The organism is uncultured Streptococcus sp., assembly GCF_963516575.1.
In the GTDB taxonomy this organism is placed as follows: Bacteria; Bacillota; Bacilli; order Lactobacillales; family Streptococcaceae; genus Streptococcus.
Genome location: NZ_CAUQCP010000008.1, coordinates 17,988 through 37,010 on the forward strand (window position 1 = coordinate 17,988; position 19,023 = coordinate 37,010).

19 protein-coding genes, 1 pseudogene and 1 riboswitch are annotated in these 19,023 nt (G+C 40.1%); of the genes and pseudogenes, 14 read left to right on the plus strand and 6 right to left on the minus strand.

The genetic code is table 11. The annotated features are described in order from the left end of the window. Positions 1-5: 5 nt before the first annotated feature. Positions 6-797, minus strand: coding sequence for a bifunctional hydroxymethylpyrimidine kinase/phosphomethylpyrimidine kinase (gene thiD / locus RWM06_RS02390; protein ID WP_313969985.1), 792 nt, complete (start codon positions 795-797; stop codon positions 6-8). 82 nt (positions 798-879) lie between these two features. Then, positions 880-977: riboswitch (TPP riboswitch) on the minus strand. A gap of 183 nt (positions 978-1,160) precedes the next feature. Here thiD and RWM06_RS02395 point away from each other — a divergent pair. From RWM06_RS02395 to RWM06_RS02405, 3 genes are read left to right on the plus strand one after another with little or no spacing between them, the layout of a single operon-like run. After that, on the plus strand, positions 1,161-1,556 hold the full coding sequence (locus RWM06_RS02395; RefSeq protein WP_070842694.1) for a CopY/TcrY family copper transport repressor: 396 nt from the start codon (positions 1,161-1,163) through the stop codon (positions 1,554-1,556). 10 nt (positions 1,557-1,566) lie between these two features. After that, on the plus strand, positions 1,567-1,938 hold the full coding sequence (locus tag RWM06_RS02400) for a cupredoxin domain-containing protein (RefSeq protein WP_000935061.1): 372 nt from the start codon (positions 1,567-1,569) through the stop codon (positions 1,936-1,938). Between the two features lie 9 nt (positions 1,939-1,947). Continuing rightward, entirely contained in the window at positions 1,948-4,191 is a 2,244-nt protein-coding gene (locus tag RWM06_RS02405) for a heavy metal translocating P-type ATPase (RefSeq protein WP_313969986.1), read from the plus strand. A 40-nt stretch (positions 4,192-4,231) separates the two neighbouring features. On the opposite strand, the gene RWM06_RS02410 is transcribed toward RWM06_RS02405, so the two are convergent. After that, positions 4,232-4,357 carry a hypothetical protein gene (locus RWM06_RS02410; RefSeq protein WP_313969987.1) on the minus strand — a complete coding sequence of 42 codons (126 nt, stop codon included), beginning with the start codon at positions 4,355-4,357 and terminating at the stop codon, positions 4,232-4,234. Positions 4,358-4,550: 193 nt separating this feature from the next. Here RWM06_RS02410 and spxB point away from each other — a divergent pair, with 193 nt between their 5' ends. From spxB to manA, 5 genes and pseudogenes are all read left to right on the plus strand, one after another. Then, a complete protein-coding gene (spxB, locus tag RWM06_RS02415; RefSeq protein WP_000191822.1) occupies positions 4,551-6,326 on the plus strand; it encodes a pyruvate oxidase in 1,776 nt (591 codons plus the stop codon). Positions 6,327-6,580: 254 nt separating this feature from the next. After that, positions 6,581-6,928, plus strand: coding sequence for a VOC family protein (locus RWM06_RS02420; protein ID WP_313969988.1), 348 nt, complete (start codon positions 6,581-6,583; stop codon positions 6,926-6,928). Positions 6,929-7,444: 516 nt separating this feature from the next. Beyond that, on the plus strand, positions 7,445-9,019 hold the full coding sequence (locus RWM06_RS02425) for an ABC transporter ATP-binding protein (protein WP_313969989.1): 1,575 nt from the start codon (positions 7,445-7,447) through the stop codon (positions 9,017-9,019). A gap of 248 nt (positions 9,020-9,267) precedes the next feature. Beyond that, a pseudogene (locus RWM06_RS02430) lies at positions 9,268-9,524 on the plus strand (SemiSWEET family transporter). A 258-nt stretch (positions 9,525-9,782) separates the two neighbouring features. Then, a complete protein-coding gene (manA, locus tag RWM06_RS02435) occupies positions 9,783-10,727 on the plus strand; it encodes a mannose-6-phosphate isomerase, class I (protein WP_313969990.1) in 945 nt (314 codons plus the stop codon). A 145-nt stretch (positions 10,728-10,872) separates the two neighbouring features. Here manA and RWM06_RS02440 read toward each other — a convergent pair whose 3' ends face one another. Next, a complete protein-coding gene (locus RWM06_RS02440; protein WP_313969991.1) occupies positions 10,873-12,213 on the minus strand; it encodes a sodium-dependent transporter in 1,341 nt (446 codons plus the stop codon). A gap of 352 nt (positions 12,214-12,565) precedes the next feature. On the opposite strand from RWM06_RS02440, the gene RWM06_RS02445 reads away from it, so the two are divergent. After that, positions 12,566-13,306 carry a MerR family transcriptional regulator gene (locus tag RWM06_RS02445; protein ID WP_313969992.1) on the plus strand — a complete coding sequence of 247 codons (741 nt, stop codon included), beginning with the start codon at positions 12,566-12,568 and terminating at the stop codon, positions 13,304-13,306. A gap of 41 nt (positions 13,307-13,347) precedes the next feature. On the opposite strand, the gene RWM06_RS02450 is transcribed toward RWM06_RS02445, so the two are convergent. The 3 genes from RWM06_RS02450 to RWM06_RS02460 are packed head-to-tail and all read right to left on the minus strand — an operon-like array spanning position 13,348 to position 15,993. Continuing rightward, positions 13,348-13,869 carry a DUF1697 domain-containing protein gene (locus tag RWM06_RS02450; protein ID WP_313969993.1) on the minus strand — a complete coding sequence of 174 codons (522 nt, stop codon included), beginning with the start codon at positions 13,867-13,869 and terminating at the stop codon, positions 13,348-13,350. Between the two features lie 48 nt (positions 13,870-13,917). Further along, the gene (locus RWM06_RS02455; RefSeq protein ID WP_313969994.1) at positions 13,918-15,090 is read right to left on the minus strand and encodes an NAD(P)/FAD-dependent oxidoreductase; all 1,173 of its coding nucleotides are present in this window, start codon (positions 15,088-15,090) and stop codon (positions 13,918-13,920) included. 57 nt (positions 15,091-15,147) lie between these two features. Continuing rightward, entirely contained in the window at positions 15,148-15,993 is an 846-nt protein-coding gene (locus tag RWM06_RS02460) for a DegV family protein (protein ID WP_313969995.1), read from the minus strand. A 124-nt stretch (positions 15,994-16,117) separates the two neighbouring features. On the opposite strand from RWM06_RS02460, the gene RWM06_RS02465 reads away from it, so the two are divergent. From RWM06_RS02465 to RWM06_RS02485, 5 genes are all read left to right on the plus strand, one after another. Continuing rightward, positions 16,118-16,675, plus strand: a complete 558-nt coding sequence (locus tag RWM06_RS02465) for a TetR/AcrR family transcriptional regulator (RefSeq protein ID WP_000004132.1) — start codon at positions 16,118-16,120, stop codon at positions 16,673-16,675. An 18-nt stretch (positions 16,676-16,693) separates the two neighbouring features. Beyond that, the gene (locus tag RWM06_RS02470) at positions 16,694-17,161 is read left to right on the plus strand and encodes a cytidine/deoxycytidylate deaminase family protein (protein ID WP_000136973.1); all 468 of its coding nucleotides are present in this window, start codon (positions 16,694-16,696) and stop codon (positions 17,159-17,161) included. 88 nt (positions 17,162-17,249) lie between these two features. Next, on the plus strand, positions 17,250-17,879 hold the full coding sequence (gene upp, locus RWM06_RS02475) for a uracil phosphoribosyltransferase (protein ID WP_000515974.1): 630 nt from the start codon (positions 17,250-17,252) through the stop codon (positions 17,877-17,879). A 173-nt stretch (positions 17,880-18,052) separates the two neighbouring features. Further along, positions 18,053-18,643 (plus strand): ATP-dependent Clp protease proteolytic subunit ClpP, encoded by a 591-nt coding sequence (gene clpP / locus RWM06_RS02480; RefSeq protein WP_000613475.1) that lies wholly within the window; start codon positions 18,053-18,055, stop codon positions 18,641-18,643. A 78-nt stretch (positions 18,644-18,721) separates the two neighbouring features. Further along, positions 18,722-19,009: a YlbG family protein gene (locus RWM06_RS02485; RefSeq protein ID WP_000462127.1), complete on the plus strand. Its 288-nt coding sequence runs from the start codon at positions 18,722-18,724 to the stop codon at positions 19,007-19,009. Positions 19,010-19,023: the final 14 nt, after the last annotated feature.

The window sequence follows — 19,023 nt, forward strand, 5'->3', positions numbered from 1 at the left end:
TTTTTTTAATCTTTAAAGCTTGTATGGTTGACTGGGCCAGAACCATGACCGAGTTGAGGGGCATCTTGAATAGCTTTCGTGATAAAGGCCTTGGCCTTGTCAACTGCCTGATAAAGACTTCTGCCCTTGGCTAGTTCAGCCGTAATCACTGCAGCAAAGGTACATCCAGTACCATGGGTATGACAGGTTTGAATTCGTGGGCTTTCCCAGACAAATTGGTCATCCTTGGTAAAGAGGAAATCTTTAGCACCACCTTCGAGATGCCCACCTTTGATGACCACAGACTGAGGACCAAATTCTTTTAAAATCAGGCGACCAGCACGTTGCATGTCTTCGGGATCATGGATTGAAAAACCAACAATCTCTTCTGCCTCAGGAAGATTGGGTGTGATGATGGTTGCAAGGGGAAGCAGGTTTGTTTTTAGGTAGCTTCTGGCACTGGTATCAATCAGGGTGTCACCGCTTGTTGCGACCATAACAGGGTCAAGGACGTAGGGACAATCCAGCTTTTTAAGATAGGGCTGGATGATTTCCATGATTTCGGTAGTTGCCAACATGCCAGTTTTTACAGCCTGAGGCTTGATATCCGAAAAGACACTCTCTAATTGGGCTTTCAACATTTGAGGAGAAACGTGCTCGATTAGCTGAACACCTCTGGTATTTTGAGCGACAAGACTGGTCACAACAGCCATTCCATAGACATCTCTAGCTTGGAATGACTTTAAATCAGCCATAATGCCAGCACCACCACTAGGGTCAGTCCCTGCAATGGTCAAAGCAACGGGTAAATAAGTCATCTAAAACCTCCCAACCAACTGAAGTTTGTATCTTAAGAAAAAGCTAGTCTGTTTTAGAAAGGTAATAGAAGACTGCTAGTCCCCATTATCATTTCCACTTCCATCAGCTAGCATTACCTAGATTGAGTCAAAGGGTCTAACAGTCGTTAATCTCAGCTTTACGCACCCCTAGTGGTTGTTTTCTTTTTTCTTTAGTATAGCATATTTTTATAGTTTATATAGTAAGATTTGACTGAAAATCCTGTATCAAATGGTTAAAATTCAATTTTTCAAAGAAAAGATTAATTTTATAGTTGACAAATGTAGATTATAGGAGTATACTGATAACTGTAATTGACAAATGTAGATTTTGGAGGTGTGATTATGCAGATTTCAGATGCAGAATGGCAGGTCATGAAGATTATTTGGATGCAAGGAGAGCAGACTAGTACGGATTTGATCAGGGTTCTGGCGGAGCGGTTCGACTGGTCCAAGTCAACCATTCAGACTCTTTTGGCTCGTTTGGTTGAGAAAGAGTGTTTGACTCGGAAAAAAGAAGGCAAGTCCTTTGTCTATTCAGCCCTTTTAACTTTGGACCAAAGTCGGGATTTACTTGTTCAAGATATCAAGGACAAGGTTTGTTCTCGTAGGATTAAGAACTTGTTGGCTGATTTGATTGCTGAATGTGATTTTACTCAGGCTGACTTGGAAGACTTGGAAGCTGTGATTTCTGAGAAGAAATCAAGCGCTGTAACAAAAGTAAAATGTAATTGTATGTAAAGGAGACGTCATGTTAAATAGTATTGTAACAATTATTTGTATTGCCCTTATCGCGTTTATCTTGTTTTGGTTTTTCAAAAAGCCTGAAAAATCTGGACAAAAGGCCCAGCAAAAAAACGGCTACCAAGAGATTCGAGTGGAGGTCATGGGGGGCTATACGCCTGAGTTGATTATCCTCAAGAAATCAGTGCCAGCACGCATTGTCTTTGACCGCAAGGACCCTTCACCCTGTCTGGACCAAATTGTTTTTCCAGATTTTGGTGTACATGCGGACCTGCCTATGGGCGAAGAGTATGTAGTGGAAATCACGCCTGAGCAGGCTGGAGAGTATGGTTTCTCTTGTGGCATGAATATGATGCACGGCAAGATGATTGTAGAATAGGAGAATGATATGACTGAAATTGTAAAAGCAAGTCTTGAAAATGGTGTTCAAAAAATTCGTATCACGGCAGACAAAGGCTATCATCCAGCCCATATCCAGCTTCAAAAGGGAATTCCAGCTGAGATTACCTTTCATCGTGCTACGCCTTCAAACTGTTATAAGGAAATTCTGTTTGAAGAAGAAGGCATCTTGGAACCAATCGGCGTAGATGAGGAGAAAGTCATTCGTTTTACCCCTCAAGAATTAGGCCAACATGAATTTTCTTGTGGCATGAAGATGCAAAAGGGGAGTTATACCGTAGTTGAGAAGACTCGAAAATCTCTATCACTTTTACAGCGTTTTTGGATTACTAGTATCTTTACTGTGCCTCTTGTGATCCTCATGATTGGGATGTCGACAGGAGGAATTAGTCACCAAGTCATGCGTTGGGGCACCTTTTTAGCCACAACACCGATTATGCTAGTAGCAGGTGGTCCTTATATCCAAAGTGCTTGGGCTAGTTTTAAAAAGCACAATGCCAACATGGATACCTTGGTTGCTCTGGGAACCCTAGTGGCCTATTTCTATAGCTTAGTTGCCCTCTTCGCTGGCCTCCCCGTTTACTTTGAAAGTGCTGCCTTTATCTTCTTCTTCGTTCTTATGGGAGCCGTTTTTGAGGAGAAAATGCGGAAAAATACTTCCCAAGCTGTGGAGAAATTACTTGACTTGCAGGCTAAAACTGCAGAAGTCTTGCGTGAGGATAACTATGTTCAAGTTCCTTTGGAGCAAGTCAAGGTAGGTGACCTGATTCGAGTGCGTCCCGGTGAAAAGATTGCGGTTGATGGTATCGTAGTGGAAGGTGTCTCCAGTATTGATGAGTCTATGGTGACAGGTGAGAGTCTGCCTGTGGACAAGACAGTTGGAGATACCGTCATTGGTTCAACCATCAATAATAGTGGAACACTTGTTTTTAGAGCAGAAAAAGTTGGTTCAGAGACTGTTTTGGCTCAGATTGTGGATTTTGTGAAGAAAGCTCAGACAAGTCGTGCGCCGATTCAGGACTTGACGGATAAAATTTCAGGGATTTTTGTCCCAGCAGTTGTCATTTTAGGGATTGTGACCTTTTGGGTTTGGTTCGTCTTGCTCAGGGATAGTGTAGTTGTGCTTGGAGCGAGCTTTGTGTCTTCGCTTCTCTATGGAGTAGCAGTTCTGATTATTGCCTGCCCTTGTGCCTTGGGACTTGCAACACCGACAGCCCTTATGGTGGGGACAGGTCGCAGTGCCAAGATGGGAGTTCTCCTCAAAAATGGAACGGTTCTACAGGAAATCCAGAAAGTTCAAACTATCGTCTTTGATAAGACCGGGACTTTGACTGAAGGGAAACCTGTGGTCACAGATATCATCGGCGACGAAGTAGAAGTGCTTGGATTGGCAGCTTCCTTGGAAGAAGCTTCTCAACACCCACTGGCTGAAGCCGTTGTGAAACGAGCGAGTGAAGCTGGACTTGAGCTTGACACTGTTGAAAATTTCCAAGCCTTGCACGGAAAAGGTGTCTCAGGGCAAATCAATGGAAAACAAGTTCTGCTTGGAAATGCTAAAATGCTGGATGGCATGGACATTTCTAGCACTTATCAAGAAAAACTAGAACAACTAGAAAAAGAAGCTAAGACAGTTGTTTTCTTGGCTGTTGACAATGAAATCAAAGGCTTGCTTGCTCTGCAAGATATTCCTAAGGAAAATGCTAAGCTTGCCATCAGTCAGTTGAAAAAACGAGGTCTTAAAACAGTCATGCTGACAGGAGACAATGCAGGTGTGGCGCGTGCTATTGCCGATCAGATCGGAATCGAAGAGGTCATTGCAGGTGTCTTACCAGAAGAAAAAGCCCATGAAATCCATAAACTACAAGCGACTGGAAAAGTAGCCTTTGTTGGTGATGGTATCAATGACGCTCCTGCCCTTAGTGTAGCAGATGTGGGGATTGCTATGGGAGCTGGAACAGATATTGCCATCGAGTCAGCAGATTTGGTGTTGACAACCAATAATCTCCTAGGCGTGGTGCGTGCCTTCGACATGAGTAAGAAAACTTTTAATCGTATTCTGCTCAATCTTTTCTGGGCCTTTATCTACAATGTCGCCGGAATTCCGATTGCAGCAGGAGTCTTTTCTGGTGTTGGACTGGCCCTCAATCCAGAACTAGCTGGTCTAGCCATGGCCTTTAGTTCTGTATCTGTTCTGACCAGTTCACTTCTGCTAAACTTTAGTAAAATAGATTAAAAGCGAGCTTGCTCGCTTTTAATACTCTTCGAAAATTTCTTCAAACCACGTCAACGTCGCCTTGCCGTAGATATATGTAACTGACTTCGTCAGTCTTATCTACAACCTCAAAGCCGTGCTTTGAGCAACCTGCGGCTAGTTTCCTAGTTTGCTCTTTAATTTTCATTGAGTATTATAAAACAGAATCTAAAACCGTTTTCAAACTGTACTGTAATAGAGAATAAAAACTTCTGAGCAGATTTTTAGTAAACTAAAATTAAATGTGGTAAATTAGAGTTGTAATAAATTTACTAAAAGCGTTTTCATGATTTATCTGAATGCTTCTTAGTAGATTTAAAAATATTTGAAGGAGAGTTATAATGACTCAAGGGAAAATTACTGCATCTGCAGCAATGCTTAACGTATTGAAAACATGGGGCGTAGACACAATCTACGGTATCCCATCAGGAACACTCAGCTCATTGATGGATGCTTTGGCTGAAGACAAAGATATCCGCTTCTTGCAAGTTCGCCATGAAGAAACAGGTGCTCTTGCAGCGGTTATGCAAGCTAAATTCGGCGGCTCAATCGGGGTTGCAGTTGGTTCAGGTGGTCCAGGTGCGACTCACTTGATTAACGGTGTTTACGATGCAGCTATGGATAACACTCCATTCCTAGCTATCCTTGGATCACGTCCAGTTAACGAACTCAACATGGATGCTTTCCAAGAATTAAACCAAAACCCAATGTACAACGGTATCGCTGTCTACAACAAACGTGTAGCTTACGCTGAGCAATTACCAAAAGTAATTGACGAAGCTTGCCGTGCTGCAGTTTCTAAAAAAGGTCCAGCTGTTGTTGAAATCCCAGTAAACTTCGGTTTCCAAGAAATCGACGAAAACTCATACTACGGTTCAGGTTCATACGAACGTTCATTCATCGCTCCTGCTTTGAACGAAGTTGAAATCAACAAAGCTGTTGAAATCTTGAACAATGCTGAACGCCCAGTTATCTATGCTGGTTACGGTGGTGTGAAAGCTGGTGAAGTGATTACTGAATTGTCACGTAAAATCAAAGCACCAATCATCACAACTGGTAAAAACTTTGAAGCTTTCGAATGGAACTATGAAGGTTTGACAGGTTCTGCTTACCGTGTTGGTTGGAAGCCAGCCAACGAAGTGGTCTTTGAAGCAGACACAGTTCTTTTCCTTGGTTCAAACTTCCCATTTGCTGAAGTTTACGAAGCATTCAAGAATACTGAAAAATTCATCCAAGTCGATATCGACCCTTACAAACTTGGTAAACGTCACGCCCTTGACGCTTCAATCCTTGGTGATGCAGGTCAAGCAGCGAAAGCAATCCTTGACAAAGTAAACCCAGTTGAATCAACTCCATGGTGGCGTGCAAACGTTAAGAACAACCAAAACTGGCGTGATTACATGAACAAACTCGAAGGTAAAACTGAGGGTGAATTGCAATTGTACCAAGTTTACAATGCAATCAACAAACATGCTGATCAAGACGCTATCTATTCAATCGACGTAGGTGACACTACTCAAACATCTACTCGTCACCTTCACATGACACCTAAGAACATGTGGCGTACATCTCCACTCTTTGCGACAATGGGTATTGCCCTTCCTGGTGGTATCGCTGCTAAGAAAGACAATCCAGATCGCCAAATATGGAACATCATGGGTGATGGAGCATTTAACATGTGCTACCCAGACGTTATCACAAACGTTCAATACGACCTTCCAGTTATCAACGTTGTCTTCTCAAATGATAAATATGCCTTCATCAAGGACAAATACGAAGACACAAACAAACACTTGTTTGGTTGTGACTTCACAAACGCTGACTACGCTAAAATTGCAGAAGCTCAAGGAGCTGTTGGATTTACAGTAAACCGTATCGAAGACATCGATGCAGTTGTTGCAGAAGCTGTTAAATTGAACAAAGAAGGTAAAACTGTTGTTATCGATGCTCGCATCACTCCACACCGTCCACTTCCAGTAGAAGTACTTGAATTGGATCCAAAACTTCACTCAGAAGAAGCAATCAAAGCCTTCAAGGAAAAATACGAAGCAGAAGAACTCGTACCATTCCGTCTCTTCTTGGAAGAAGAAGGATTGCAATCACGCGCAATTAAATAATTTCTCTCGTCGAAAATCAAAGATAAATTTGTAGCCTTCTTTATTAGGTTACTGCCGACGATTCCATCATTGAAACCTTAATTTTCAATGATGGAATCTAGTGCGAAGCCTAGAAAAAGTCCCAAGGGATTTTTCGTAGTTTGATGAGCAAAGATTTGCCATCAAACTTGGTTTTACCTTGTTTATTCTTTGATTTTCATAGAGAGAAACTTGAAAAGATCGGAGCAATCCGGTCTTTTTATGGAGGATAGTAAATGAATTTAAATCAATTAGATATTATCGTTTCAGATGTTCCCCAAGTCTGTGCTGACTTGGAGCGTATTTTGGATAAAAAGGCAGATTATGTTGATGACAGTTTTGCTCAGTTTACGATTGGCAGTCACTGTCTGATGTTGTCCCAAAATCATTTGATTCCTTTGGAAGATTTTCAGTCAGGAATCATTCTTCATATCGAGGTTGAGGATCTAAATCAGAATTACCAACGTTTAAAAGAGATCGGTGTCGAGATTTTACACGGTCTTTGTGAAACGGATTGGGGAACAGAGTCCTTATTAGTTAAAGGTCCTGCTGGTCTAGTGCTTGATTTTTATCGTATGAAATAACGCGCTTAGTCATTTGAAGTTAACCTTAATTATTCTTAAAACATAATGTGAGAATATGAACTATTGAAAGATCGGAGCAATCCGGTCTTTTTCATATAAAGCAATTGACAGCATTTTTCTAAAATCTTATAATAAAAATATAACAGTATAAAACAAGATTCATATGAAAGGCTGCTTTCTGTCTGTTAGAGAAGACTGTAAAACATGTCCCTTTGTTTTAGTTTGTAAATCAGGATTTTGTCCAATGATCAAGCATATTACGGAATTAAGCTCTTCTGTGATTTGTAAGAATATGCAAGAGAAAATTCGTAAAAATCTAGCACTTTATGCTATTTCTGGTTGCTATGAAGATATTTTAGATGTGGACTAGAGAGGGGTAAGCAAAAAATGTCTGTTAAGAAAAACAAAAAGGTTGCAAAAAAGTTGAAGTTGTAAGCAATAATTGTAATATTTGTTAAGTTTATATAGTAAAAATGGAGAGGAGTGCTAGCATCTCTCTTTTTCTAGGAGGGCGTTATGAATAAAATATTTCACTATCTGGATAAGAAAACGAAGTTTTATACTATCATCGGTGCACTGGCAAATGGAGGTTTAGCTCTTGCTCAACCCTTAGTCGTCTCACAAGCCTTGTCCTTAAATCAAGAAGAACTGACTTATTCTAAAATCATACAGTTTGCTGTTTTTGGCTTTACAGTATACTTCGTCTTGTATAGCTTAATGCTCTTTTGTAATCATACACATAATGTTTTTAGACGTGAAATTCAAATGAATATGAGGGCAGATTTATTTGACAAGCTGATGATAAATAAAGATTTTAACGAAGATGAAAAAATCACCATGCTCACACAAGATATGGAGTATTTGGGGGATAATTACTTAGAAAAATACGTTAATATCATTTGCTGGAGTTTTGTAGCATTACTAACAGCGATTTATATTATTTCGCAAAATTTGTTACTAGGTAGTATTTTTGTCTTTTTCACTATTTTACGTCCTATTCCTCAGTTCTTGATGAATAAAAGACTCAAACATACTGGTGATGATATGGCACAAGGCAGAGTAGAAGTGCATAATCAAGTATCTGATAGTATCCGAGGAGCACATACTCTACTCATGAACCAAGCAATTTCTGAAAATCAGAACAGATTTTGGAAGATTAATCGACATTATCAACTAGCCATTCAAAAATTTTGCTTTACCCATAATATAATTTTCTTTTGTAACGGTTTTATGGTATTCTTAAGCCAAGTTTTACCACTTGTTTTAGGTTTTTACTTTGCTATGGCTGGGCAGAAAGTGTCAGTGGCAAGTCTTGTTGCCATGTACATCGCAGCAGGTCAGTTAGTGAGCCCTATTCAGACTATTATGTATGATGCTGTAGATATACAAGGAGCAAAAACGACAGCAGATAAGATTTTTGGAGTATTAGAAATTGGAGATGTAAAACAGATAGATAAAAAAGATGTGCAAGAATTGAATGCTCTGCACATTAAAAATTTAAGTAAATCCTATGGTGACAGACAACTTTTTACTCATCTAAATTTGGATGTTCAAGCAGGTCAGAAAGTTTTAATCAAAGGACCGAGTGGTTGTGGTAAGTCAACCTTGTTTCGACTCATTACTGGAGAAGAAATAGCAGATGAGGGAGAAATTATCGGTGTGACAACTGTTAATGAATGTACATCAAGTTTTGTATCCAGTATAGGAATTATTAGCCAACATCCATTTCTCTTTAACGATACAGTTCGTTATAATTTGACCTTAGGACAAGAATTTTCTGAGGAAGAGTTGCTTGCCGTTTTGAAACAAGTCAAACTAGATTTTGAATTGACGGGTGGGATGGATTTTATTATCAAAAATAACGGGGAGAATATTTCTGGGGGACAAAGAGTAAGGATTGAATTGGCACGTTTTCTTCTTCGTAAAAAAAATCTGTTATTGGCTGATGAAGTGACCGCAGCCCTAGACAAAGAAAACGCCTTCATGGTACATGAACTACTATTTTCTCTTCCTGTTATGATGTTAGAAATTGCCCATCATATTGATGATGAAAGTAGATATCAACAAGTTGTAGATTTAGGAAAATATTGATTCTGGCTTAAAAGTCAGTTTTATCAAAAAATAAAGTAAATATTTCAGCAATAAAACACCCAGTATCAAGATTTTTCAATACATAGTAATATGCGTTTTTCTGATTATATATATTTTTTCTAATCTCACTCTTCTTTCTTATCACAAGACTGTGATAGTTTACATTTTTATAGCAAAACTCTCAAACTCTTGCTTGTTTTTGCATCATATAAAATAAAAAGCATAAAAGAATAAAAGAGGTTTTGAAAATGTCCGAAAAACAAATGAACGTTTTGGGTTGGGTAGCGACCTTCATGTCTGTTATGATGTATGTGTCTTACTTCCCACAAATTATGAACAATCTGGCTGGTCAAAAAGGAAATTTCATCCAGTCCTTGGTTGCTGCCATCAACTGTAGTCTCTGGGTTTACTACGGTCTTTTCAAGAAAGAGATATTCCCCTTGCTGCTGCCAATGCTCTAGGTATCGTTTTTGGCCTTGTGACGGCTATTACAGCTTTGATTTAAAAAGAAGACTGGTTTCAGTTTTGTTCGTTTATGAAAATAGATGCTTCATTAAAGTAATTTTTGAATGAGAGTTGAGAGATAAAGTCCAGTGACAGCTAGCTTTACAAGAGTCTTTTATGTTCGTCTCTATCAAAGAAAAAAGTATATCGTTACTATTTTTATAAAATCTTCTCCCTACTTTATAAGATGTTAAAAAGAGTTCAATTCGAACTCTTTTTTTGCTATAATGAGGGGAGAAAAATCAGACAGGAGAAGAAGATGTCAGAACCATTATTTTTACAATCAGTTATGCAAGAAAAAATCTGGGGTGGAACCAAGCTACGTGATGAGTTTGGCTATGATATCCCAAGTGAAAAAATCGGGGAATACTGGGCCATCTCAGCCCATCCAAATGGTGTCTCTAAAGTTGCCAATGGTCGCTACGAGGGAACAGACCTTGCGACTTTATATGCAGAGCACCGTGAATTGTTCGGCAACCGTTCTGAGCCTGTATTTCCACTTTTGACTAAGATTCTGGATGCCAACGACTGGCTCAGTGTCCAAGTTCACCCAGACGATGCCTATGGACTAGAGCATGAAGGCGAACTTGGAAAAACAGAGTGCTGGTACATCATTGCAGCGGATGAGGGATCAGAGATTATCTACGGGCATAATGCCAAGTCAAAAGAAGAACTTCGCCAGCAAATAGAGGATAAAAACTGGGATGCCTTGCTGACAAAAGTTCCTGTTAAGGCTGGAGATTTCTTCTATGTACCAAGCGGGACTATGCACGCTATCGGTGCGGGCATCTTGATTCTTGAAACCCAACAGTCTAGCGATACAACCTACCGTGTCTATGACTTTGACCGTAAGGATGACAAGGGAAACTTGCGTGAACTTCACCTTGAAAAATCCATTGATGTTTTGAACATTGGTGAACCAGCAAATAGCCGTCCTGTTACAGTTAAGGCTAATGACTTGCGTTCAACTTTACTTGTTTCCAATGATTTCTTTGCAGTTTACAAGTGGGAAATTACTGGAAAAGTTGACTTCGAAAAGACAGCTGACTACAGCTTGTTGAGTGTCTTGGCTGGTCAAGGTCAAGTGACTGTTGACGGAAAAAACTATCCAATCCAAAAAGGCAGCCACTTTATCCTACCAAGTGATGTTGAAGCTTGGACTCTGGAAGGGCAAGATTTGGAATTAATTGTTAGCCATCCATAAAAAAGAAAGGGCCTGAGTTCATACTCAATGAAAATCAAAGAGCAAACTAGGAAACTAGCCGCAGGCTGTACTTGAGTACGGCAAGGCGACGTTGACGCAGTTTGAAGAGATTTTCGAAGAGTATCACTACTCAAGTCCTTTTTGACTACATAAATTGGGCGATAAAGACCACGATGATGATGATTGGAATGACGAAACGAAGAAGGAAGAGCCAGACTTGGAAAAGTCCTTGTTTCCATGCTGTTTCATCGAGATGGAGTTCCTCCATGGCAAGAGCCTTTTTAAAGATATAGCCTGTAAAAAGTGAAAGGCAGAGAGCTCCAAATGGCATGAGAAGATTGGAAACCAAGAAATCCATAGCGTCAAAGAAGGTCTTCCCAAAGATGTGAACATCTGCCATAACACCGTAAGAAAGGGCTGAAGGGATTCCAAAGACAAAGGTCAAAATTCCTAAAATCACACTCCACTTGGCACGCTTGCTGTTGTCCTGATTGGTGATATTGCCTACATTGATTTCCAACATAACGACAGAAGAAGTGACCGTCGCAAAGAGGAAGAGCAGGAGGAAGAGGATGTAGAAAATGGTTCCCAAAGGCATCTTGTCAAAGAGTTGAGGCAAGACGATAAAGAGTAAGCTTGGTCCCCCTTCAGACTGGATATTGAAGGCTGACATGGCTGGGAAAATGGCTAGACCTGCCATGATGGATACCGAGATATTCATGGCTACAATGGAAATCCCTGATTGGACCAGATTGGTTTTCTTGTCCAAGTAAGAAGCGTAGGTCAGCATGGCTGTAACCCCTAGTGAGAGGGCAAAGAAAGATTGTCCCAGAGCATAGAGGAGACCAGCACTGGTCAGTTTTGAAAAGTCTGGTTTGAGGAAGTAGAGAACGCCTTCCATGGCATTTGGTAAACTGAGAGAGCGCCCGATGATGACAACAAAGATGATAAAGAGCAGGGGCATCATAACCTTAGATGCTCTTTCAATCCCTTTCTGAACACCACGTGATACAATAAAGATATTCAACAGGATAAAGGCTGCTTGAGCTCCTAGGGCAATGACTGGATTTGAAATGATTGAAGTAAATAACTGAGCGTAATCACTAGTTACACCAAGTTGGAACAATTTTCCAAACTCAATACCCAGATAAACTAGAATCCATCCTCCAATAACACTGTAGAAAGATAAGAGGATAAAGAGGGCAAAGGCACCAATCCAACCGATGAAGTTGTACTTGCCATTCTTGCCCAGTTTTCCAAAGGTTTTAATCCCAGAGACACCAGCACTTCGGCCAAGGGCAAATTCAGCTAGCAAAAGGGGGAAACCGATTAAAATAGTGGAGATAAGAAAGACCAGTAAAAAGCCTCCACCACCATTAGCAGCAGTCATGTAGGGGAATTTCCAAACGGCACCAAGTCCAATGGCTGAACCAGCAGATGCTAGGATAAAGCCCAGTTTAGAACCCCATTGCGATTTTTCAGACATAGTTAAACTCCTAAAATTAGTGTTACAAAAGAAAAAGCTACTGCCCTTGGCAAATAGCCTCATCAGTACTCAAACTGAGCGATTCTTTTGATTGATAGACTTGACTATCCTATCATGTTTTCTAAGGTCTGTCAAGAAAACCATTTTCAAGTTTTCACACCTTTCTCAAAAATTTTTAAAAATTTCGCAAAAACGCTTGACTCTGACCTAGGGGGAGGGGTTATACTATCAATGTAATACTCTTTGAAAATCTCTTCAAACCACGTCAGCGTCGCCTTACCGTACTCAAGTACAGCCTACGGCTAGCTTCCTAGTTTGCTCTTTGATTTTCATTGAGTATAAGGAGGAAATCATGTACCATATAAAAGAAGCTGCCCAGCTTTCAGGTGTCTCTGTTAAGACCCTGCATCACTACGATAAGATAGGACTCTTAGTTCCTTTAAAGTCGGGAAACGGCTATCGAACCTACAGTCAGGAGGATTTGGAGCGACTTCAGGTCATTCTTTACTACAAATATCTAGGCTTTTCTTTAGAAAAAATATCAGAGCTGTTAAAGGAAGATAGATCAGATTTGTTGCGTCACTTGACCAGACAGTTGGACTATTTGACTCGAGAAAGGGAACATCTGGATACCTTGATTTCAACCTTGCAAAAAACCATTCAAGAACAAAAAGGAGAAAGAGAAATGAGCATTCAAGAGAAATTTGCTGGATTTAACTACCAAGACCATCAAAAATACCACCAAGAGGCGGTAGAGAAATATGGACAAGAAGTCATGGACCAAGCGCTGGAGCGCCAGAAAGGTCACGAAGACGAGGCTACGGCTGCCTTCAACCAAGTTTTTCAAGCTTTGGCACAAAATCTTCAAGCTGGTCTACCTGTAACAGCAACCGAAAACCAAGAAGAAGCAGGCAAACTCTTGCAAGCCATCCGTACTTATGGATTTGACTGCTCTATCGAGGTCTTTGGTTATATTGGAAAAGGCTATGTCTATAATCCAGAGTTTAAGGAAAACATTGACAAATTTGGCCCAGGAACAGCCCAGTACACATCAGATGTCATTGCCTACTATGTCCAAACTCAGACAAAATAAAATCGGAGGAGTATTCTTCCGATTTTTACTAAATTCAAGCACTACTTGCTTAATAATTTTTCTACTACATTTAGTTTTCGCATGGTCAAATCTACATTAAAAAGCTTTTCAAGATAGTTGGTATAGAGTTTCTTTTGTTTTGCAGTTCTAGGGAGATAGAGGTAAAGACAATGGTTACCGATACAAATTTCTTCTTCACCGTAATCAATTTTCAATTTTTCTAAAGGGAGACTTTGAATAGATTCTTGATAAAAAATCACGTGTATACGGTCATAAAGATAGTGTTCTCCAAACGGGTTTTCTTGGACAATTTTTTTAAAATCACTTTTGTTCTTGATTACCATTTTTAAGTCAGCACCAATATTTTCATTTATTAGAGTATGAACACGCTCTCGTATTTTTTCTAAATCTAAGTCACTTTCAAGAATGATATTCCCACTTTGAATATAGGTTCGAACTTGTTGAAAACCAGCTTCTGTCAAGATATCTACTAGATAAGACATTTTAGGGATAGCATTTTTTCCATTAGGAGTAACTCCCCTTAACAAGATAATATGTTCCAAAGGACTTCCTTTCTTTTGGGGCTGATTGTTCCATTGAATAATTTAGATTTAGATTGGGTTTGATCCTGCCACCCAGCCAGTACAGAGGGCAGAAGTGATGTTAAAGCCACCTGTGTGGGCGTTAATATCTAGGACCTCGCCTGCAAAGTGGAGTCCAGGGACTAGCTTGCTTTCCAGAGTTTTAGGGTTGATTTCCTTAAGACTGACGCCACCCTTGGTAACAAAGGATTTAGCTAAGGACATTTTACCAGTAACAGGAATTTTAAGTCCTTTGATGGACTGGAGAAGTTGTTCTTGTTCCTTTTCAGTCAACTGTTTGACTTTTTCAGGATATCCTTGCACAAGAAATTCTGCCAAGCGTTCTGGAAGCAAAGTTTTTAAGGCATTTTTCAAGGATTTTTCCCTATTTTCTTCTAGAAATGTAGCCAAGTCATTTTCAGAAAGTTGAGGCAGAACATCGAGTGAGAGAACCTCCCCACCCTTGACAAAGCTAGACATACGCAGAGCAGCAGGGCCAGATAAACCAAAGTGAGTAAAGAGTAGATCATGGGTGATGACATGCTTGTCATAGCTTAGGGTCACATCATCCAGTGAAATTCCCTGCAAGGCCTTGTGGGGAAAATCTGTCAACAAAGGACTTTCAGCTGCCTCAAGCTCGGTGATGGTGTGCTTAAAATGACGGGCAATCTCGTGACCAAACCCAGTTGAACCAGTCGAAGGATAGGATTTACCACCTGTTGTGACAATGAGTTTCTCACAAGTGAAGGTTTGGTCTGCGGACTTAAGGACAAACTGGTCGTCTATCTTTTTAACCGAAACAATTTCTGTTTGAGTAGCAACTTGACCACCTAGCTCAGTGATTTTCTTTTCCAAGGCTTCGATAATGGTACGAGACTTGTCACTAGCAGGAAAGACGCGTCCGTGGTCCTCGACTTTAAGTTTAACCCCATTTTCTGTAAAAAAGTTAATGACATCATGGTTATCAAACTGGGAGAATACACTGTAGAGAAAGCGCCCATTTCCAGGGATTCCAGCTAGTAGGTCATCTAGAGTTCCGTTGTTGGTGACATTGCAACGTCCCCCACCAGTCCCAGATAATTTTTTTCCAAGTTTCCGATTTTTTTCGATGAGGAGGGTTTTCTGACCATAAAAGCTACTGGAAATTGTAGCCATCATACCAGCAGGTCCTCCACCGATGACGATAGTATCAAAATGTTTCATAGCTCTATTGTACCACAAAAAAACAAGAGATGAAGTCACCTCTTGTCAAGAATGCAATTAATCAATTTCATATCCCATCAGCAAACCACCATCTTCTGCATAAAAACTGCAGAGACCAGATGTTGGGAGAATTTTAATATCCGCCTGTGGGAAATTTTCACGGATTCGGTCTGAAAGCTGTTGGCAACATTTCTCGTTATTGCGTTGAGCCATGACAATACGACCACCAGCATATCCTGCTTTTACTAACTCCTCATAGGCAGCTTGAACTGATTTCTTTGAACCTCGCGCTTTTTGTAGCAATTCGAGGGTTCCAGTTTCACTAGCTTCTCCGACCATACGGATATTTAGAAGGCCAACGACCGTACCGATAAGTTTGCTCAAACGGCCGTTCTTCACCAAGTTATCGACTTTGGCTAGAACAAAGAGCAACTTGGTTTTTTCTTGATAAGCTGTGATAGCTTCAACCACTTCTTCAAAAGATAGACCCTGGTCAATCAAGTCATTTAATTTTTCTACAAGCAAGTCAACTTCACCGCCAGCAGACAAACTATCAATCACATGAATCTTAGTATCAGGATGGTCTTCCAGATAAATATTCTTAGCCAGTTGAGCACTATTGTGGCTGCCAGAAAGAGTACCTGTGATGGTTACTAGGAAAATGTTTTTGGCTCCTTCAAATGCTCGTAAATAATCATCTGGGCTTGGACAAGCTGATTTTGAAGCTTCTGCAGTTGCATACATGGTTTCCATCATTTGGTCAATATCAAGATTGGCATCATCAACAAAGATCTGATCAGCTACTTGAATGGTTAAGGGAACACTTACAAAGGTTGTGTCAATAGCTGGTTTTGCCAGTTGACGATAATCACAACCAGAGTCAGCAATAATCTTCCAAGTCATAGAAATTCTCCATCTTTGTCAGTTATACATTGACAAAGGTTCTGTCTTTTTTTACAATTATATCATGAAAGCCCTTGAAACAAAAGCCTCATCCGTCTGTTGTGACAAGTAGAAAGAAAATGTTATGTCTGAACGTAGAATCTCTGAAAAATCTCTTGAAAATCTCAGAAAATCAAACCAAGAATCCAATTTATTAACTAGAGAAGCTATCGAAACAGCCCTCTTGCAACTCTTGGAAAAAAAGGACTTGACCAAGATTAGTATTTCTGAATTGGTCAAACGTGCAGGCGTTTCGCGTGCGGCCTTTTATCGTAATTATGATTCCAAAGAGGAAATTTTAGAGAGTGTCTTTAAACGGAGTGTCCATAATATTATGGAACAGCTGCATCATTATGATTTAAAGACAGACCTTTATCTGGTCTGGGTTCACCTTTTTCGCGAGGCAAGAAAGGAAGCCAGAGTGATTCAACTTGCCTTAGATTACCATCTGGAAAAAATCTTTGTCCAAGCTATGCAGGAATTTCTAGAAAAATACCATGGAAAATCAAAAGGTGTCAGCTCTTATCTTCATTCCTTCTGGAGTTCAGCCATCGTCTCAGTTCTTCTAAAATGGATTAAGGATGGCATGAAGGTACCTGCTGAAAAGATTGCGGATTTACGGTTACCATTTTTTAAAAAATAGAGAAAAAGGAGAAGAGATATGACTGAAAAAAGACTAGCCTGGGATGAGTATTTTGCAGCCCAAGCCCTACTAATTGCCAATCGTTCCACTTGTAAACGTGCCAAAGTGGGCGCAATTCTGGTTAAGGATAATAAGGTTATTTCCACTGGTTACAATGGTTCGGTGTCAGGGACTGAGCATTGTATTGACCACGAATGTCTGGTCATTGAAGGACACTGTGTTCGCACCCTTCACGCTGAGGTCAATGCTATCCTTCAAGGTGCAGAACGTGGTGTTCCTAAAGGCTTTACAGCCTATGTGACCCATTTTCCTTGTCTCAACTGTACAAAACAATTGCTTCAGGTCGGCTGCAAGCGCGTGGTTTATATCAACCAGTACAGAATGGACGACTATGCCCAATACCTTTACCAAGAAAAGGGAACAGAATTAACCCATTTACCACTTGAGACAGTACAGGCAGCTCTTAAAGAGGCAGATCTAATGTAAAAATTATCAAAAATAAATGGTTTAGAAAGATTTTTAAACCGTTTTTTGGTATAATAAGAAGAATAAATTGAAAGAAGGAATTCCAAAAATGGGAAAAATTGAAGTTATTAATCACCCGCTGATTCAACACAAATTGTCCATCTTGCGTCGTACAGATACTTCTACAAAAGCTTTTCGTGAGCTAGTAGATGAGATTGCAATGTTGATGGGGTATGAAGTACTTCGTGATCTTCCACTAGAAGATGTGGAAATCGAAACACCAATTACAAAAACAGTTCAAAAACAATTGGCAGGTAAGAAATTGGCCATCGTTCCAATCTTGCGCGCAGGTATCGGGATGGTTGATGGTCTCTTGAGCTTGGTTCCAGCTGCTAAAGTTGGCCACATCGGTATGTACCGTGATGAAGAAACACTTCAACCAGTTGAGTACTTAGTGAAATTGCCTGAAGATATTGACCAACGTCAAATTTTTGTAGTAGACCCAATGTTGGCAACAGGTGGATCAGCAATCTTGGCTGTTGATTCTCTTAAAAAACGTGGCGCATCAAATATCAAATTTGTCTGTCTTGTATCTGCTCCAGAAGGTGTAAAAGCCCTCCAAGAAGCTCATCCAGATGTAGAAATCTTTACAGCAGCCTTGGATGAACGCTTGAACGAACATGGTTATATCGTCCCAGGTCTTGGAGATGCTGGAGACCGCTTGTTCGGTACCAAATAAAATCGAAAAGAAGAATGAATTGGAAAAGAATTTCCAGTCGTGAAAGGAGGTTGAATTTTTGTTTCTGTCTGATGAAAACAGAGCAAAAATTTGACCTTTTTTGACCAAGATATTATAATAGTCTTATCTTCAGTCATCTGACAAACAAAATTAAAATTCAAAAGGAGAAATAAATGATTCCTGTAGTTATTGAACAAACAAGCCGTGGAGAACGTTCCTACGATATATACTCACGTCTTCTCAAAGACCGCATCATTATGCTGACAGGTCCAGTTGAAGACAACATGGCCAACTCTGTTATTGCCCAATTGCTTTTCTTGGATGCTCAAGATAGTACAAAAGATATTTACCTTTATGTCAATACACCTGGTGGTTCCGTTTCAGCTGGTTTGGCAATCGTTGATACCATGAACTTTATCAAGGCAGATGTCCAAACCATTGTTATGGGAATGGCTGCATCTATGGGAACAGTCATCGCATCAAGTGGAGCAAAAGGCAAACGTTTCATGCTTCCAAATGCAGAATACATGATTCACCAACCAATGGGTGGAACAGGTGGTGGTACCCAACAAACCGATATGGCTATCGCTGCAGAACACTTGCTCAAAACTCGTAATACCTTGGAAAAAATCTTGGCTGAAAATTCAGGACAGTCAATCGAAAAAGTCCACGCAGATGCAGAACGTGATAATTGGATGAGTGCCCAAGAAACACTTGAATATGGCTTTATTGATGAAATTATGGCCAACAATTCATTGAACTAATGATGATAGAAGGCAAACTCGACGGGGTTTGCTTTTTTTGATATAATAGGGAGAGATTTCTTAGAAAGAGGATTTATCATGTTTGAAAAAGTCAATCGATCTGGCTTGATTATCTATCTTTACTATAATCGGGATGCCAAAAAACTGCAGGATTATGGAGATATTACCTATCATTCCAAGAAACATCGCTACTTGCAGCTCTATGTTCCAACTCAAGAAGTGGAGCAATTGGTCGGGCGCTTGAGCAAGGAAAAGTTTATAAAAAAAGTCAGAGTTTGTCATATCCAAGAGCTGGAAACACCCTTTGTGGGTAATCTTTATCGAGAGGAAAACGTTATCATCGAAAAAGTTCAAGAAAAGTGTTGACAATTTTCTGATAA

Excerpts from the sequence above, each read along its gene's own strand:
- upp (WP_000515974.1), top strand. The coding sequence starts at position 17,250 with ATGGGAAAAATTGAAGTTATTAATCACCCGCTGATTCAACACAAATTG.
- RWM06_RS02445 (WP_313969992.1), top strand. The coding sequence starts at position 12,566 with ATGTACCATATAAAAGAAGCTGCCCAGCTTTCAGGTGTCTCTGTTAAG.
- spxB (WP_000191822.1), top strand. The coding sequence starts at position 4,551 with ATGACTCAAGGGAAAATTACTGCATCTGCAGCAATGCTTAACGTATTG.
- RWM06_RS02470 (WP_000136973.1), top strand. The coding sequence starts at position 16,694 with ATGACTGAAAAAAGACTAGCCTGGGATGAGTATTTTGCAGCCCAAGCC.
- RWM06_RS02405 (WP_313969986.1), top strand. The coding sequence starts at position 1,948 with ATGACTGAAATTGTAAAAGCAAGTCTTGAAAATGGTGTTCAAAAAATT.
- clpP (WP_000613475.1), top strand. The coding sequence starts at position 18,053 with ATGATTCCTGTAGTTATTGAACAAACAAGCCGTGGAGAACGTTCCTAC.
- RWM06_RS02440 (WP_313969991.1), bottom strand. The coding sequence starts at position 12,213 with ATGTCTGAAAAATCGCAATGGGGTTCTAAACTGGGCTTTATCCTAGCA.
- RWM06_RS02395 (WP_070842694.1), top strand. The coding sequence starts at position 1,161 with ATGCAGATTTCAGATGCAGAATGGCAGGTCATGAAGATTATTTGGATG.
- RWM06_RS02460 (WP_313969995.1), bottom strand. The coding sequence starts at position 15,993 with ATGACTTGGAAGATTATTGCTGACTCTGGTTGTGATTATCGTCAACTG.
- RWM06_RS02485 (WP_000462127.1), top strand. The coding sequence starts at position 18,722 with ATGTTTGAAAAAGTCAATCGATCTGGCTTGATTATCTATCTTTACTAT.
- RWM06_RS02410 (WP_313969987.1), bottom strand. The coding sequence starts at position 4,357 with ATGAAAATTAAAGAGCAAACTAGGAAACTAGCCGCAGGTTGCTCAAAG.
- RWM06_RS02420 (WP_313969988.1), top strand. The coding sequence starts at position 6,581 with ATGAATTTAAATCAATTAGATATTATCGTTTCAGATGTTCCCCAAGTC.
- RWM06_RS02455 (WP_313969994.1), bottom strand. The coding sequence starts at position 15,090 with ATGAAACATTTTGATACTATCGTCATCGGTGGAGGACCTGCTGGTATG.
- RWM06_RS02425 (WP_313969989.1), top strand. The coding sequence starts at position 7,445 with ATGAATAAAATATTTCACTATCTGGATAAGAAAACGAAGTTTTATACT.
- thiD (WP_313969985.1), bottom strand. The coding sequence starts at position 797 with ATGACTTATTTACCCGTTGCTTTGACCATTGCAGGGACTGACCCTAGT.
- RWM06_RS02465 (WP_000004132.1), top strand. The coding sequence starts at position 16,118 with ATGTCTGAACGTAGAATCTCTGAAAAATCTCTTGAAAATCTCAGAAAA.
- manA (WP_313969990.1), top strand. The coding sequence starts at position 9,783 with ATGTCAGAACCATTATTTTTACAATCAGTTATGCAAGAAAAAATCTGG.
- RWM06_RS02400 (WP_000935061.1), top strand. The coding sequence starts at position 1,567 with ATGTTAAATAGTATTGTAACAATTATTTGTATTGCCCTTATCGCGTTT.